Origin of the sequence: Vibrio sp. 1F253, from assembly GCF_041439295.1 — a bacterium.
GTDB classification, from domain to species: Bacteria; Pseudomonadota; Gammaproteobacteria; order Enterobacterales; family Vibrionaceae; genus Vibrio; species Vibrio tasmaniensis_A.
The window spans coordinates 68,949-84,347 of sequence record NZ_JBGONU010000008.1 but is presented as its reverse complement, the minus strand read 5'-3'; the positions used below and the strand labels follow the sequence as shown (position 1 = coordinate 84,347).

11 protein-coding genes are annotated in these 15,399 nt (G+C 44.7%); 10 read left to right on the top strand and 1 reads right to left on the bottom strand.

Features of this window, described 5'->3' with window-relative positions; all coding sequences use genetic code 11:
• Nucleotides 1-15 precede the first annotated feature (15 nt).
• Complete coding sequence (locus tag ACED28_RS06455; protein WP_009847557.1) at nucleotides 16-141, bottom strand: hypothetical protein; 126 nt, start codon at nucleotides 139-141, stop codon at nucleotides 16-18.
• A 76-nt stretch (nucleotides 142-217) separates the two neighbouring features.
• Here ACED28_RS06455 and ACED28_RS06450 point away from each other — a divergent pair, with 76 nt between their 5' ends.
• The 10 genes from ACED28_RS06450 to ACED28_RS06405 all read left to right on the top strand — a co-directional run bounded on the left by ACED28_RS06450 (nucleotide 218) and on the right by ACED28_RS06405 (nucleotide 15,395).
• Nucleotides 218-1,303 carry an AI-2E family transporter gene (locus tag ACED28_RS06450; RefSeq protein WP_371709518.1) on the top strand — a complete coding sequence of 362 codons (1,086 nt, stop codon included), beginning with the start codon at nucleotides 218-220 and terminating at the stop codon, nucleotides 1,301-1,303.
• 110 nt (nucleotides 1,304-1,413) lie between these two features.
• Nucleotides 1,414-2,436 carry a 16S rRNA (guanine(1207)-N(2))-methyltransferase RsmC gene (rsmC, locus tag ACED28_RS06445; protein WP_371709517.1) on the top strand — a complete coding sequence of 341 codons (1,023 nt, stop codon included), beginning with the start codon at nucleotides 1,414-1,416 and terminating at the stop codon, nucleotides 2,434-2,436.
• A gap of 217 nt (nucleotides 2,437-2,653) precedes the next feature.
• Nucleotides 2,654-6,043 (top strand): response regulator, encoded by a 3,390-nt coding sequence (locus tag ACED28_RS06440; RefSeq protein ID WP_135384167.1) that lies wholly within the window; start codon nucleotides 2,654-2,656, stop codon nucleotides 6,041-6,043.
• 710 nt (nucleotides 6,044-6,753) lie between these two features.
• Nucleotides 6,754-8,436 carry an ABC transporter substrate-binding protein gene (locus tag ACED28_RS06435; RefSeq protein WP_009847561.1) on the top strand — a complete coding sequence of 561 codons (1,683 nt, stop codon included), beginning with the start codon at nucleotides 6,754-6,756 and terminating at the stop codon, nucleotides 8,434-8,436.
• A 169-nt stretch (nucleotides 8,437-8,605) separates the two neighbouring features.
• Nucleotides 8,606-9,592, top strand: coding sequence for an ABC transporter permease (locus ACED28_RS06430; RefSeq protein ID WP_009847562.1), 987 nt, complete (start codon nucleotides 8,606-8,608; stop codon nucleotides 9,590-9,592).
• Nucleotides 9,593-9,594: 2 nt separating this feature from the next.
• On the top strand, nucleotides 9,595-10,620 hold the full coding sequence (locus ACED28_RS06425) for an ABC transporter permease (protein ID WP_371709516.1): 1,026 nt from the start codon (nucleotides 9,595-9,597) through the stop codon (nucleotides 10,618-10,620).
• Between the two features lie 2 nt (nucleotides 10,621-10,622).
• Nucleotides 10,623-11,606 carry an ABC transporter ATP-binding protein gene (locus ACED28_RS06420; protein WP_009847564.1) on the top strand — a complete coding sequence of 328 codons (984 nt, stop codon included), beginning with the start codon at nucleotides 10,623-10,625 and terminating at the stop codon, nucleotides 11,604-11,606.
• A gap of 87 nt (nucleotides 11,607-11,693) precedes the next feature.
• Nucleotides 11,694-12,689 carry an ABC transporter ATP-binding protein gene (locus ACED28_RS06415; protein WP_009847565.1) on the top strand — a complete coding sequence of 332 codons (996 nt, stop codon included), beginning with the start codon at nucleotides 11,694-11,696 and terminating at the stop codon, nucleotides 12,687-12,689.
• Between the two features lie 97 nt (nucleotides 12,690-12,786).
• Nucleotides 12,787-14,508, top strand: coding sequence for a glycoside hydrolase family 9 protein (locus tag ACED28_RS06410; protein WP_371709515.1), 1,722 nt, complete (start codon nucleotides 12,787-12,789; stop codon nucleotides 14,506-14,508).
• Nucleotides 14,509-14,510: 2 nt separating this feature from the next.
• Nucleotides 14,511-15,395 (top strand): N-acetylglucosamine kinase, encoded by an 885-nt coding sequence (locus ACED28_RS06405; protein WP_017103857.1) that lies wholly within the window; start codon nucleotides 14,511-14,513, stop codon nucleotides 15,393-15,395.
• Nucleotides 15,396-15,399: the final 4 nt, after the last annotated feature.

Genomic DNA, 15,399 nt, shown 5'->3' with positions numbered 1-15,399 from the left:
CTGAACTAAAAACGTCTAACGTTCCCAGAAAAGAAAAACCAACAACATCAGCGTACCTAGGAACATTCTGAACCAAGGGATCTCTTTTTTTATTTGCTGTTCTTCGTCTTGGCATTTCTTATCTTTATTACAGCATCCCATTATCAAAACTCCTCATTGCTAACTCTCTGTTTTGCAGCCATTATAAACTCAGAACGCAAATATAGAGACCATTAACGTGTCAGAAAAACTCAAAATCAATACCAGCCACTGGGTGATCATCGTTGCCCTGCTTGCGGCGGCTTATGCTTGTTACTTGCTTATCGAGCCTTATGTAAATTCCATAGTAATGGCATTCATCATCTCGTTGCTGATGTTTCCAATTCACGAATGGCTTGAAAAGAAGATACCGAATAAAGAGAAAGTAGTCTCTCTACTTTCTTGTGTGATCCTGACTTTCATTATTGTTATCCCTTTATTGGCAGTATTTGCAGCCATCGTGCAGCAAGGCTCTCTGTTCTCTCAGAACACCTACCAATGGGTGACACACGGCGGTATTCAGACTTTGTTTGCACACCCACTCGTGGTCAAAGCGCTGTCGTTTGTAAATGACTACCTGCCCTTCGACAACATTGAGCCCCAAGCCATCGCACAGAAAGTCGGAGAATTCGCGACAAGTTTTGGTTCTAAACTGGTTGGTATCAGTGCGAAAATCCTTGGTGATGCGACCAACTTCTTAATGGATTTCTTCTTGATGCTGTTTGTTCTGTTCTTCTTATTAAGAGATCACGACAAAATCATCAGTGTGGTTCGTCATATTCTTCCGCTATCTCGTAGCCAAGAAGACAAGCTCCTAACTGAGATTGAGCAAGTTTCTAAGTCTGCCGTTATGGGCTCATTCTTAACCGCAATAGCGCAAGGTTTTGCGGGTGGTTTAGGTATGTGGATTGCTGGTTTCCCTGGGTTGTTCTGGGGCACTATGATGGGCTTTGCCTCTTTCATCCCAGTGGTCGGTACCGCTCTAATCTGGATCCCAGCCGCAACCTACTTATTCCTAACCGGTGATACCACGTGGGCAATTTTCCTAACGGTTTACTGTGTCGCGATTGTTGGCTCAATTGACAACCTACTGCGCCCGCTGCTGATGCAAGGCAGTGCAGGCATGAATACGCTAATGATCTTCTTCTCACTGTTGGGTGGTATTCAACTGTTTGGCCTCATTGGTCTTATCTACGGCCCACTGATCTTCGCTATTACTATCGTTCTTTTCAATATTTACGATGAAGAGTTTAAAGACTTTTTAAACCAGCAAGACAAGAGTTAATCAACTGTTCAGCAACTTGGTTGCCGAACCCGTATTAAACACTTCAAGCTTTGGGCGGATTATGCGAAAATCCGCCCTCATTTTTTGCTAACGATTCAATAGAGTGTCCTATGTCAGCTTATATTGCCCCAAGCCAAATTGCTGAGCGCCAACTTGCCTACTTTGAAGGCAAACATGTTTTAGTTGCCGGTGAGGCTGAAGACTTATTCCCTGTTGAATTAGCGAAACATTGTGAATCAGTCACCGTGTTTACTTCTAATTACAGCTACTACCGTCAATTAGAAGGCTGCAACACCATTCAACGTTTTTATGGTGCGGAGTTTACCGAAGAGACCAAAGCCGACTTAGTGATGCTGTACTGGCCAAAGGCCAAAGCGGAAGCGGAATTTCTGCTGGCGATGTTATTTGCCAAGCTAGGTAAAGATACCGAGATTGTCGTAGTTGGCGAAAATCGTTCTGGTGTTAAAAGTATCGAGAAGATGTTCACTCCTTACGGCAAAGTCGTGAAATACGATTCAGCACGTCGTTGTTCTTTCTACTGGGGTCAATGCTTCGAGCAACCACCAGCCTTCAACCTGCAAGAGTGGTTTAAAACCTACACGGTTAACATTGGTGAACAATCACTAACCGTGAAAAGTCTTCCAGGCGTCTTCAGTCATGGTCAATTTGATGTAGGTAGCCAACTATTACTTGATACCCTGCCAAAACTAAAAGGTAAAGTACTGGATTTCGGTTGTGGTGCAGGCGTATTGGGCGCAGTAATGGCATCTCGTCACCCTGATATAGAACTGGAAATGTGCGACATCAGTGCATTTGCCGTGGCGTCTAGCCAAGCAACGCTAGAAGCGAATGGTTTAACAGGTAATGTCTTCGCCTCGGATGTCTACTCTGACACATCAATAGATTACCAATTCATCATCAGTAATCCACCATTCCATTCTGGTTTGGATACAAGCTACAGTGCGACTGAAACCTTACTTGCTCAGGCTCCTAACCACATGAAGCGTTCTGGTGAGATGATTATTGTTGCGAACAGTTTTTTAAAATACATTCCAATTATTGAGCAAGCTTTTGGAAAATGCGCGACTCTAAATAAGACCACCAAATTCGCGATCTATCACGCAAGCAAATAGCCTATCTAACACAGCGCAGGGTCAATATCTGCGCTATCTGTTCATATTTCTATCAAAAGCCCATAAAAATGAGCTTTTGCACACGCTTTAAATACCACTTACTTGTCAAAGTAAAAAAACTCGTTAATTTCGTTAAATTGGAACCCGTTAATTCTATTCTCTGTACTTGTTTTCATCCCTTTCAAGCAGTACATCAAAGGAAAGTAGTACCCAATTTATGTTTAGATTCTATCGTAAGCAGAAGTTTAAGCGCCTTCAAAATACCCTAATGCTGGCATTTCTTGTCCTTAGTATTACCCCAGTAACACTTATCGCGATATTTTTCCTCCAATCGCACAGTCAGGATCTTCAGGAACAAAGTACTTCGCACCTTGTTTCCGTCCGTGATACTAAACAGCAGCAAATTGTCGATTACCTACAAGCTCAAGAATCCCAAGTGATGGGTTTTGTTCGCTCAGAGCTTGCCAATGCCAGTGGCGGACGATTCTATGGTTTGATCAATGCATTCCAACGCCTCGGCTTAGACATTGACGAAGCACGCGCTAATGCGCAGCAACGCTACATTCAAGGATCGGGCGATCAAATCAAAACATCGATTCTCCCTGAATCCAGCAGCTTTATTGGCAGCGAGCGCTATCGTCTACTTCACAAGCGCTACCACAACTCTTATTTGGAGCTGCTTAAGCGTTCTGATTTTGACGACATTTTATTGGTCGACATTAACGGCAACATCGCTTATTCAGTTTTTAAGCGCGATGACTACGGCACCAACTTGCTGACAGGTAAGTACAAAGATGCAAACCTCGGCAAAACCTTTCAACGCCTGGAAAAGGACGTAAAAGACAAACGCAAATCCAACGAAGACTACACGCCGGTTATCGTTTCTGACTTTAAAGACGAAAATGGTAAACAGACCGCATGGTTAGGCGCACCTATCGTTCAACAGGGCTACCTACACAGTTACGCCATGTTTAGACTACCCATCAATGGTATTACTAAGCTTATTGCCGATCTCAACAAGAGTTCGAATATTCAAACCTTGCTTGTCGGCGATGATCATCTGCCACGTAGCCTTGCCCATTCACAAGAGTCGATTAATCTGAGTTTAGATGTTGTTGATAAAGCTCTGGCAGGAGAAACGGCCGTTGGCACCTTCGACAACGCTCAGGATCAAGCGATCATCGCTGCATATACTCCAATTGAGCTCAAATATGCGACTTGGGCACTGGTCGTCGAGCTTCCAGAGAAAGAAGCGTTTGCCCGTATTCATCAGTTAGAAAAGATCTTTGTGATCGTGATGTTGACGGCGATTATTCTTGTATTTGTCGCATCCCATTATCTGTCTAACTTCATCACATCACCGTTACTCAAGCTCACATGGGCAGCAGAGAAAGTCTCTGCGGGTGACCTTGATGAAACCATGATTAATACCGAACGAAAAGATGAGATAGGCCGCCTCGCGGTAAGCTTCGAAAGAATGCAACGTTCGATTCGTGAAAAGATGCTGCTCATTAAGAGCCAAAATGATGAGCTTGAGGATAACCTTAAGACCATTCAAAAACAAAATGAAGAGTTGCAACTGGCCAACAAACTTAAAGATGAATTCTTAGCAACAACATCACACGAATTGAGAACGCCATTACATGGCATGGTAGGTATCGCTGAAGCGCTAATATCTGGTGCAAACGGTCCTATTCCTGCCAACCAGAAGTACCAGTTGGATATCATCATCAATAGTGGCCAGAGATTGGCAACACTGGTCGATGATCTACTTGATTACCACAAAATGCGCTACGGCAGTTTAGACATAAATAAATCTGCTGTTGATTTATCTGCTGCTACCAGCTTGGTACTAGAATTGTCTCATCATCTGTTGGGCAATAAGCCAATCCGAATTATTAACCAAGTACCCAGTGACTTAGGGTTGGTTTCGTCCGATCCTCAACGATTAGAACAAGTGATGTATAACTTGGTCGGCAATGCCATCAAGTACACATCAGAAGGTAAAATTGTTATCTCAGCAAGCGTTATCGACGAGAACATTCGTGTACAAGTTGTTGATACAGGCCAAGGCATACCTGCTGAATACTTAGAACACATCTTTGAACCACTGATTCAAGCAGGACAAGACTCAAGTAACTATCGCCAAGGTGCAGGGCTTGGGTTGTCCATAAGTCGTCAACTGATTGAACTGATGGGCGGTTCACTGTACGTAAGTAGCCAACCAATGCTTGGCACGACGTTCAGCTTTACCCTGCCTTTAGCCACCCAAGAAGAATTGGATAACTACAGTGATTCAGGAAGCTATTCGCACTTCCAAGCGCCAGATTTAATTGATAACAGCCAACAAGAAAATAGTGTTATCAGTGAAGATCCAGACGGTCCGTTACTGGTTATCGCCGACGATGAACCAGTAAACTTACGCGTGCTAGACAGTTTCTTGAAATTGGAAGGTTATCGAGTGCGCACCGCATGTGACGGCCCAGAAACCATTGAACTGATTGAGAAAGAGAAGCCAGAGTTACTTCTTCTCGATATTATGATGCCAGGTATGAGTGGCTATCAGGTGTGTGAAGCACTGCGTAAGCAATACGATCATGCACAGTTGCCAATCATCATGCTCACAGCTCTTAATCAAGCAGAAGACCGTGTTCGTGGCTTTGAAGCTGGTGCCAACGATTACTTGTCTAAACCGTTCAACAAACAAGAGCTGGCGGCGCGAATTACGGCTCACTTATCAGCAAGTAAAGCTGAGCAAAGGCGTCTTGAGAATGATCAGTTGCAACTGGAGCTTAAACACAGAGCCATGGTTGAAGCGAACCTGCTAGAAACTCAAGGGCGCTTGCTAGAGCAGCTAGAATCAGCCCCTGAGGCCATCATCTGTATTCGTGATGACCAACGAATTCGATTTGCCAACGAAGCTGCAGCAAAACTATTTAGGCGCGGGCAAGAGCAGCTTAAACGCTCTATGGCCGATGAGATCATTGCGCCTAAATACCTTAAGGTGGAACAAGCTCACTACTGTGGTGATATTGACATCTATATAGACGACACTCGTCAGCGCATACCAAGTGATATCCTTAAGCTACCTGAAGGCTCAGGGCTCGACACCATGTATATCTTTAATGTTGGTGGTGGGGTTAACTCAAACCGAGTCAATAACCTTGAAACGGCGGTTGAGGCACTTTCAAGCTACGCCTTTGAGGGTGACAAAGATAAACTTCAACAACTGAAAGAACTTGGCGGTGAATTTACTCGCCTTGCAGATAAAGCAACCGGTGAAGGTAAAAACAAACAAGAACTGATGCGTGAAGTGCTGGTCGATGTCATGACTAATGCCATCATCTACTGGGAGTCTGTTACAGGGGAAACCAAGTTTGCCTTCGCAGAGAAGAGTGGCTTGTGGCGTGTCTACCTAGACCGCAGTACCCTGCAAACTAGAACGCTAGACAAATATCTACGTGTAGAAACTCTACCGAAAACGCCTCGCTGGCGAACGGTACTGAGCTCTATCGAGTTTATACTTGAGCACTGTAAAGAACAGACACCTGAAAGAACTCATATTGAGACACTAAGGGATAAGCTACAAAAACTACTGACCAGTTAGCTCTGAAGTAAGCTCAAGCTATTGTAAATAATGAAGCCCACCTAGCGTGGGCTTTTTTGTGAATATCATACGCGACCAAAGGACAATGACGTCGATTCAAACACACTTCTTTTACGGCATTAAACAAGCAAAATGACACGTTGCTCAATCTTAAACAATCACCAGTTCAGTTACTATTTTGAGCCTTATTCTTGGCTGAATTTCACATTCCTCCGGCTCTTTGTTGCAGTTTGAGAAGCGAGTCACAACAGAACGGCAGATTTAATTTTCTAGAAAAATTTAACGTAAAATAGGTAAGTGACCGAGATCTACAATTACACCACAGCAAGATAAGCCCCCTATAATTAAAAGCCAAAAAGGTTAGTGACCACTTACAATAGGCCGCCACCACAAAACCAAATGCGAGTCACATCACCTTAACAATTGCGCACAAAAAACCACCAAAGCAAGCTATTTTGACGTTAATGACGTGGTGCTGTGTGTTTTTAACGTTTTTGACGGGAAACGAGTTTGATTAATTCATCGATAAGGTGTTTTCTTACTCCTGCCAAAGGCCTACAGGCCACTCTTACCACTTCTCAGAATCAAAGATGAATCTGGAGCAACGAAGAAGAGGTAGGCCTTTAACTAGAGTGTGTATCTACTAACTAATTAGCGACAGATAACATTCAATCCATTAGTGAAATGAAAGCAAATAGTAAGGAACAGCTATGCTTGCCAATATAAAAAAAACAGCAATAGCAACAGCAATTATTGCAACTGCTACAACAGGTTTTGCATCAGTAGCAACCGCTGCAGAGCGCAGCGAACTGACCGTTCACCCGAAAGAGTACACTACATTCGTACGTAACTTTAACCCGTACCTTGGTGCTACTAACCTACATACTACAACTGACTTCATGTACGAGCCTTTAGTAGTATTTAACGAAATGCACGGTAACACTCCGGTGTTCCGTCTAGCTGAAAACTTCAAAATGTCAGATGATCTGATGAGCGTTGTTTTCGACATTCGTAAGGGTGTTAAATGGTCTGATGGAGAAACTTTCTCTGCTGATGATGTTGTTTTTTCTTTCAACCTTGTAAAAGAGAAGCCAGAGCTTGACCAATCTGGTATCAACTCTTGGGTAACTTCTGTAGAAAAACTGAACGACAACCAAGTTAAGTTCACACTAACAGAAGCAAACTCAAACGTACCTTACGAGATTGCTAAAGTACCTGTAGTACCTAAGCACATCTGGAAAGACGTTAAAGATCCATCAACGTTTACCAATGAGAACCCGGTAGGTTCTGGTCCATTTACAGAAATCGATACGTTTACAGCGCAACTGTACATCCAGTGTGCAAACCCGAACTACTGGGATGCAGACAACCTAGATGTTGACTGTCTACGTGTTCCACAAATTGCGAACAACGACCAGTTCTTAGGTAAAGTTGTAAACAGTGAAATGGACTGGACGTCTTCTTTCGTTCCAGATATCGATCGTACATACGCTGCAGCAAGCCCTAAACACCACTATTGGTACCCGCCAGCAGGTACACAAGCATTCATCGTTAACTTCAAACACCCTGATGCTGCGAAGCATGAAGCATTGAGCAACGTTGAATTCCGTCGTGCTTTCTCTATGGCTCTTGACCGCCAAACTATCATCGACATCGCATTCTACGGTGGCGGTACTGTGAACGATTTCGCATCAGGTCTTGGCTACGCGTTTGAAGCTTGGTCTGATGAAAAAACTCACGACAAATACAAAGGCTTCAACACTTACAACGCTGAAGGCGCGAAGAAGCTTCTTGCTGACGCTGGCTTCAAAGATGTAAACAAAGATGGTTTTGTTGACACTCCATCAGGCAAATCTTTCGAACTAATGATTCAATCGCCAAACGGCTGGACTGACTTCAACAACACAGTTCAACTTGCGGTAGAGCAACTAAACGAAATCGGTATTAAAGCGAAAGCTCGTACACCTGACTTCTCTGTTTACAATCAAGCAATGCTTGAAGGTACATACGACGTAGCATACACAAACTACTTCCACGGTGCGGATCCATACACGTACTGGAACAGTGCTTACAACTCATCACTACAATCTGGTGATGGTATGCCTCGTTTCGCTATGCACTTCTACAAAAATGACAAGCTAGATGGTCTTCTAAACAGCTTCTACAAAACAGCTGACAAGAACGAACAGCTAGATATTGCACATGGTATCCAGCAAATTATCGCTGCAGACCAAGTAACTATCCCTGTGATGTCTGGTGCTTACATGTACCAATACAACACAACTCGATTCACTGGTTGGTGGAACGAAGAAAATCCAAAAGGCCGTCCAAACATTTGGGCTGGTATTCCAGAGCGTCTACTTCATGTACTGGACCTAAAACCAGTTAAATAAGTAATCGTTCAATCTTTGCGGCGTAACTTCTTACGCCGCTTATAAAAATCCCCACACTATCAATTGAAAGTATGGCGCTAGTCGTCAGGGGATTTTTCGTTCCAAATTTCGCTAGGAGCGACCTGAATCCAGAAACAGGGAAACAATCTGGGTGAGTAAGGTGTGAGTTATGGGTTATTTTTTAAGACGTTTGTCATTTTATTTTGTCGCGCTATTAGTTGCAGCGACGTTAAACTTTATTATTCCAAGAGCAATGCCTGGTGACCCAGTTACCATGATGTTTGCGAACGCTTCTGTACAAGTTACTCCTGAGCGTATTGCGGCAATGAAAGAACTATTAGGCTTCGTTGATGGTGGCTTACTGGTTCAATACGGCGCATACATGAAGAACATTCTAAGCTGGGAGCTTGGTACATCAATTCAATTCTACCCACTTTCAGTAAATACACTGTTAGGTGGCGCATTCGGTTGGTCGCTATTCTTAGCAGGCACTGCCGTTATTCTTTCTTTCTCTATTGGTTCAATCCTAGGTATTTTTGCAGCGTGGAAACGTGGCAGCAAATACGATGCTTTTGTTACTCCAGGGATGCTTATTCTACAAGCCGTTCCTCAAGTTGTTATTGCCATGATTGCGCTGTTTACCTTCGCAATCGGCTTGAAATGGTTCCCAACAGGTTACGCCTATACCGCAGGTACGATTCCAGATTGGACAAGCTGGGCATTCATTAAAGATGTCGCTTACCACGCCTTCTTACCTTTGCTATGTGCATCTATTGTTCAAATTGGTGGCTTCCTAGTAAACATGCGTAACAACATGATCAACCTGCTAGCTGAAGATTACATCACCATGGCGAAAGGCAAAGGCCTGAGCGAAAACCGAGTGGTATTCAATTACGCAGCTCGCAACGCGATGCTACCAAGTGTGACAGCACTTTCTATGTCGCTAGGTATGGCAATCGGTGGTCAGTTAATTATCGAAATCATCTTTAACTACCCAGGTCTTGGCAGCGTACTTTTCAACGCAATTAACGCTCGTGATTACCAAGTACTGCAAGGCCAACTGCTTATCATGACGCTATTCATGCTGTTCTTTAACCTAGTTGCAGACATGCTTTACGTTGTTCTTGACCCTCGTCTTCGTAAGGGTGGTAAATAATCATGAAAGATATTCTAAAACTCATTTGGCGTAACCCGATGGCCTTAACCGGCGTCATCATCCTAAGTATTTTTATTCTTGGTGCGATTGCGGCTCCATTGATCACAAAACATGTGCCAGACAAACGTACAGGTAATCCACACGAATACCCTGGCTTCGTGGTTAAGTCTGCACAAACTAACCCTGATGGCTGGGTTGCTAAAAACCTAGCAGACGATCGTCGTACGTTGATAATGTCTAAGAAGGCAGACCACGTACTGGGAACAACTCGTATGGGTCGTGACGTTTGGTCACAAGTGGTATACGGCGCACGCGTATCTCTTGCTGTAGGTTTTGGTGCGGGTCTTACCGTATGTTTACTAGCAACGGTTATCGGTGTTTCCGCAGGCTACTTTGGCGGCCGTGTCGATGATGTTCTGACAGCCGCAATGAACATCATGCTGGTTATTCCTCAATACCCATTACTGTTCGTAGTTGCAGCCTTTATCGGTGAGGCAGGGCCACTCACCATAACCTTGGTTATCGGCTTTATGTCCTGGGCTTGGGGCGCGCGTGTTGTTCGTTCCCAGACCTTAGCACTGCGTGAAAAAGAGTTTGTAAAAGCCGCTGAAGTTCTGGGTGAATCTTCATTTCGTATTATCTTCGTAGAGATTCTTCCAAACCTTATCTCTATCGTTGGCGCGAGCTTCATCGGCTCGGTGATGTACGCAATCATGATGGAAGCAACGATTTCGTTCCTAGGTCTTGGTGACCCGAACACAATCAGCTGGGGCATCATGCTTTACAACGTTCAAACCTCTTCATCAATGCTGATTGGCGCTTGGTGGGAACTGTTGGCTCCTTGTATCGCATTGACACTACTTGTAACTGGTCTTGCTCTACTTAACTTCGCTGTCGATGAAATTGCCAACCCGCAACTGCGTTCTCACAAAGGCATGAAGCGTTGGAAGAAATTAGCAGCACAAGACAAAGAAGAACGTGAACTTGAACTACCACCACAAAATGCACTTTGGAGCGGAGATAAATAATCATGTCTGAACCACTAATTTCTATCCGCAATTTATGCGTGGATTACATCACAGAGTCTGGCGATGTACGTGCGTGTAACAACGTAAGTTTCGACATTGCTCCAGGTGAAGTATTCGGCCTAGCTGGTGAATCTGGCTGTGGTAAATCAACTGTTGCTTTCTCTCTTATGCGTCTGCATAAGCCGCCCGCTTACATCAGTGGTGGTGAGGTTATCTTCAATGGAGAGAACATCCTTGAATACAGTGATGACCGTATGCAAGCGTTCCGTTGGAGCGAGATGTCGATGGTATTCCAGAGTGCGATGAACGCACTCAACCCTGTATTACCAATGGAAGAGCAGTTCTGTGACGTAATTATGCGTCACACCAACATGACTCGTGAGCAAGCTAAGCAACGCGCTGAAGGTCTACTTGAAATCGTAGATATTCACCCGAGCAGATTGAGTGACTACCCTCACCAATTCTCTGGCGGCATGCGTCAGCGCTTGGTTATTGCTATCGCTTTAGCATTGAATCCAAAGCTGATCATTATGGATGAGCCAACGACCGCACTTGATGTGGTTGTTCAACGCGAAATCCTACAAAAGATCTATGCACTAAAAGAAGAGTTTGGCTTCTCGATCCTGTTCATCACCCATGACTTGTCATTGATGGTCGAGTTCTCTGACCGTATCGGCATCATGTACTCAGGTGAGCTCATCGAGGTTGCCAATGCTCAAGATATTCTAGAAAACCCTTACCACCCTTATACCAAAGGGCTGGGAAGTTCTTTCCCTCCACTAACAGGGCCAAAGACAAAACTAGCAGGCATTCCGGGTAACCCTCTGAACCTGTTAGAGATTCCTGAAGGGTGTCGTTTCCAAGCTCGTTGTGATCGTGTACATGAAACGTGTACCAAGGTGCCAACCAAGCTGCGTTCTATCGACCCGGGACATTTGTCTAACTGCCACCTGTACGGTGACCCAATAGTACAAAGGAAGCTATAGCTTGCACGCTGATTCAGCGTGAATAACGAATAAGGCGGCTCGACCGCCGAAATGCAAGCAAAGCGAATAAGGATTCTGGAGACAATTATGAGCAAAGATTTCGGTCAATTATTGGTAGAAGGCAAGAATGTCGTAAAAGACTTCCCAATAAGCAGCACCACAATTCAAACCCCAATGATGCGTGCGATTAACGACGTATCATTCAAGATGTATAAAAGTCGCGGCCTAGCTGTGGTTGGTGAGTCTGGTTCAGGCAAATCAACAACAGCAAAAATGATCGCAAAAATGTACGCGCCTTCGGGCGGCACGATCGAATACAAAGGTCGTGATATCCAAGAGATCTCAAGCAGAAAAGATCTTATGCACTACCGTGAAGGCGTGCAGATGGTATGGCAAGACCCGTTTGGTTCCCTGAACCCAACACATAACATCTTTCACCACATAGCTCGACCATTGTTGATCCACAAAAAAGTATCTCCGGGCAACAAGAAAGAGTTACAGGAACGTGTGTACGATCTTCTAGAGCAAGTTGGCTTAGTGCCACCACAAGCAACGGCAGAGAAGTACCCTCATCAACTCTCTGGTGGTCAGCGTCAACGTGTCAACCTAGCCCGTAACATTGCAGTTGGTGCAGAAGTTGTATTAGCCGATGAACCAACATCGATGCTTGATGTATCGATTCGTGCTGGTGTTTTGAACCTGATGGAAGAAATGAAGTTTGAGAAACAAATGTCTCTACTTTACATCACCCACGATATCGCAACCGCTCGTTACATTGCTGAAGATCTTTCAGTGATGTACGTAGGACACATGGTGGAATGGGGCGATACCGATGATGTGATTGCTAACCCTCAGCACCCTTACACCCAACTGCTTGTTTCTGCGGTTCCAGATCCTAAAAAATCGATCCACGAACAACTCGCAGGCAACAAAGGTGAGATCCCTCTTTGGACACCAGTCTCAGCAGGTTGCCCATTTGCAGGCCGTTGCACTCATGCAATGGACAAGTGTAAAGAGCAGTTACCAGGGGTTACGCAGTTAGCTGATAACCACTTTGTGCGTTGTTACCTACACGAAAGCTAAGCAATAAAACCAAGTTAGGGTCTGCGGGCCCTAACTATTTATATCCAAAACATTCAAGTACCTAGCCAATAGAAACTAGGACTGTCGGAGAATATTGATGCTGTTATTGACCAACCATATTGGCTACGAATCCACGGCTCCAAAGCAGGCTATTCTGCAAACGAAGAAAGCTCGCTTATCAAGTACGACTGCACTTTTGGTGTGTGCCGACAACCATATCACTGTCGGAAGTTTTGATGTGGTTAAACAAGGCCGCGTAGCAAATTGGCATCAAGGGCAATTCTTCACTATCGATTTCAGTTCATTCACTGAATCTGGTCGCTACTACCTACGTTTTGACAACCTACGCTCTGAAGTATTTGAGATTGGTAGCAACCTATTAATGAACCACACGTTTTCTGATGTGCTTCATTACTTTAAGTCACAACGCTGTGGCGGTAGTTTCGACAAAAAAGATCGACAAGCACAAATTATGGGCACTGACAGATACGTCGATGTTCATGGCGGTTGGTACGACGCATCGGGTGATGTAAGTAAGTACTTTAGCCACCTATCTTATGGCAATTATCTCAACCCACAACAAATTCCGATGGTTGTTTGGAACATGCTCAAAAGCGTGCGCTTGACTAGCAATAACCCAGACTTTCCTAAATTCTCTATGACTCGTTTAGTGGAAGAAGCCCTATTCGGTGCCGATTTCTTAGTGCGTATGCAGGACGCTGACGGATACTTTTACATGACGGTATTCGACAAGTGGAGTAAAGACATCAATCAACGTGACATCTGCGCTTATGCGACTCAAGAAGGCCATAAATCAACAGACTTACAAGCTGGCTACCGACAAGGTGCAGGCGTCGCTATTGCAGCACTGGCTGCTGCATCTGAGCTTGAAACCTCTGGCAGTTACTCGAGCCACACCTACCTTGAAACGGCTGTTAAGGGTTACTGGCACCTAAAAGAGTACAACCTCCAGTACCTAAACGATGGTGAAGAGAACATCATCGATGAGTATTGTGCCCTGCTCGCAGCCAATGAGCTGTATCGCGTAACTCAAGACCAGCAATACCTATCCGAAGCAAGAGTTTGGGCTAGTCGCTTGATCTCTCGTCAGCAATCTGATGATTCATTTGAGCACTTTTGGTCAGCTAATGCTGATGGCTCTCGCCCCTATTTCCATGCAGCTGAAGCTGGCCTTCCTGTAATTGCTCTATGCGAGTACATCGATAATGAAACTGACACTGAGTTGAAAGAACAAGCACGTGTGGTTGTTGAGCAAGCTTGTCAGTTCGAAATCAACATTACCGACAAAGTTATCAATCCATTTGGCTACCCAAGACAGTACGTAAAGTCTGTCGATGGTGTTAAGCGCGATGCCTTCTTTGTCGCTCAACAAAACGAAACTGGCTACTGGTGGCAAGGCGAAAACGCACGTCTTGGCTCAATTGCGACCATGGCTTACCTAGTTCAACCGCACATTAAAGATAATGACCTTCAGCAGAGTCTAATCCAACTTTCACAAAATAGCCTTGACTGGATTTTGGGCCTCAACCCATACCACATGTGCATGCTTGATGGCCACGGTCATAACAACCCAGACTATCTACCACAACTTGGTTTCTTCAATGCCAAAGGCGGGATTTGCAATGGCATCACGGCAGGGTTCGAAGACGAACAAGACATCGCATTCAACCCACCAGCACAGAAAGACGACATGCTTCAAAACTGGCGCTGGGGTGAACAATGGATCCCTCATGGAGCGTGGTATTTGCTAGCAACGGCTGCGCAATTCAACTTCCTAGCACAAAGTAAGGAGCAATAATCATGACGCTTTACTACGTAGGTATTGATGGTGGCGGTACATCTTGCCGTGCTCGCATTCGTGATGACCAAGGCAAACTCATTGGTGAAGCGAAAAGTGGCAGTGCCAACATCCTTTTGGGTGTCGATGTTGCAATGAGTTCAATTGTTGATGCGATTACTAAAGCCGCACAACAAGGGCAACTCAACTCTAACGATTTTTCTAATATGCATGTTGGTTTGGCGCTAGCTGGTGCTGAACAGAAGTCAGCATGGCTCGACTTCATGGCACAAGCACACCCTTTCGCAAGTATGACACTCAATACAGACGCCTATGGTGCATGTATTGGTGCACATAATGGCCAAGACGGCGCGATCATGATTGGTGGTACAGGTTCATGTGGTATCTACCTAAACAACGGCGAACAACACGTGGTTGGTGGTCGTGAATTTCCAATTTCTGACCAAGGCGGCGGCGCAGTGATGGGCCTTCGTTTAATTCAGCAAGTTCTACTCGCTGAAGATGGTATTCGTAACAAAACCCCACTGACTCAACATGTTATGAATCATTTCAATAATGATGTTGATGCGATCGTGGCATGGTCAAAAGGCGCGATTCCAAAAGATTACGGTCAATTCTCTCCCGTCATTTTTCAACTGGCAAATGAAGGCGATGAACTGGCTATAGAGATGCTTAAGCAGACTGCAGCCGATATCGAAATGTTTGTATTAGCGCTGCATCGAAAAGGCGCTGACAAGGTGTGCTTAATGGGAAGTATCGCTGAGCGTATTCTCAACTGGCTATCACCACCAGTACAACAATGGATCGTTAAACCTCAATTTGACGCTATCGAAGGCGCATTGATGTTTGCCGGCAAGTCACAACACAACTTGTATCAACAGGCTTAGCAGG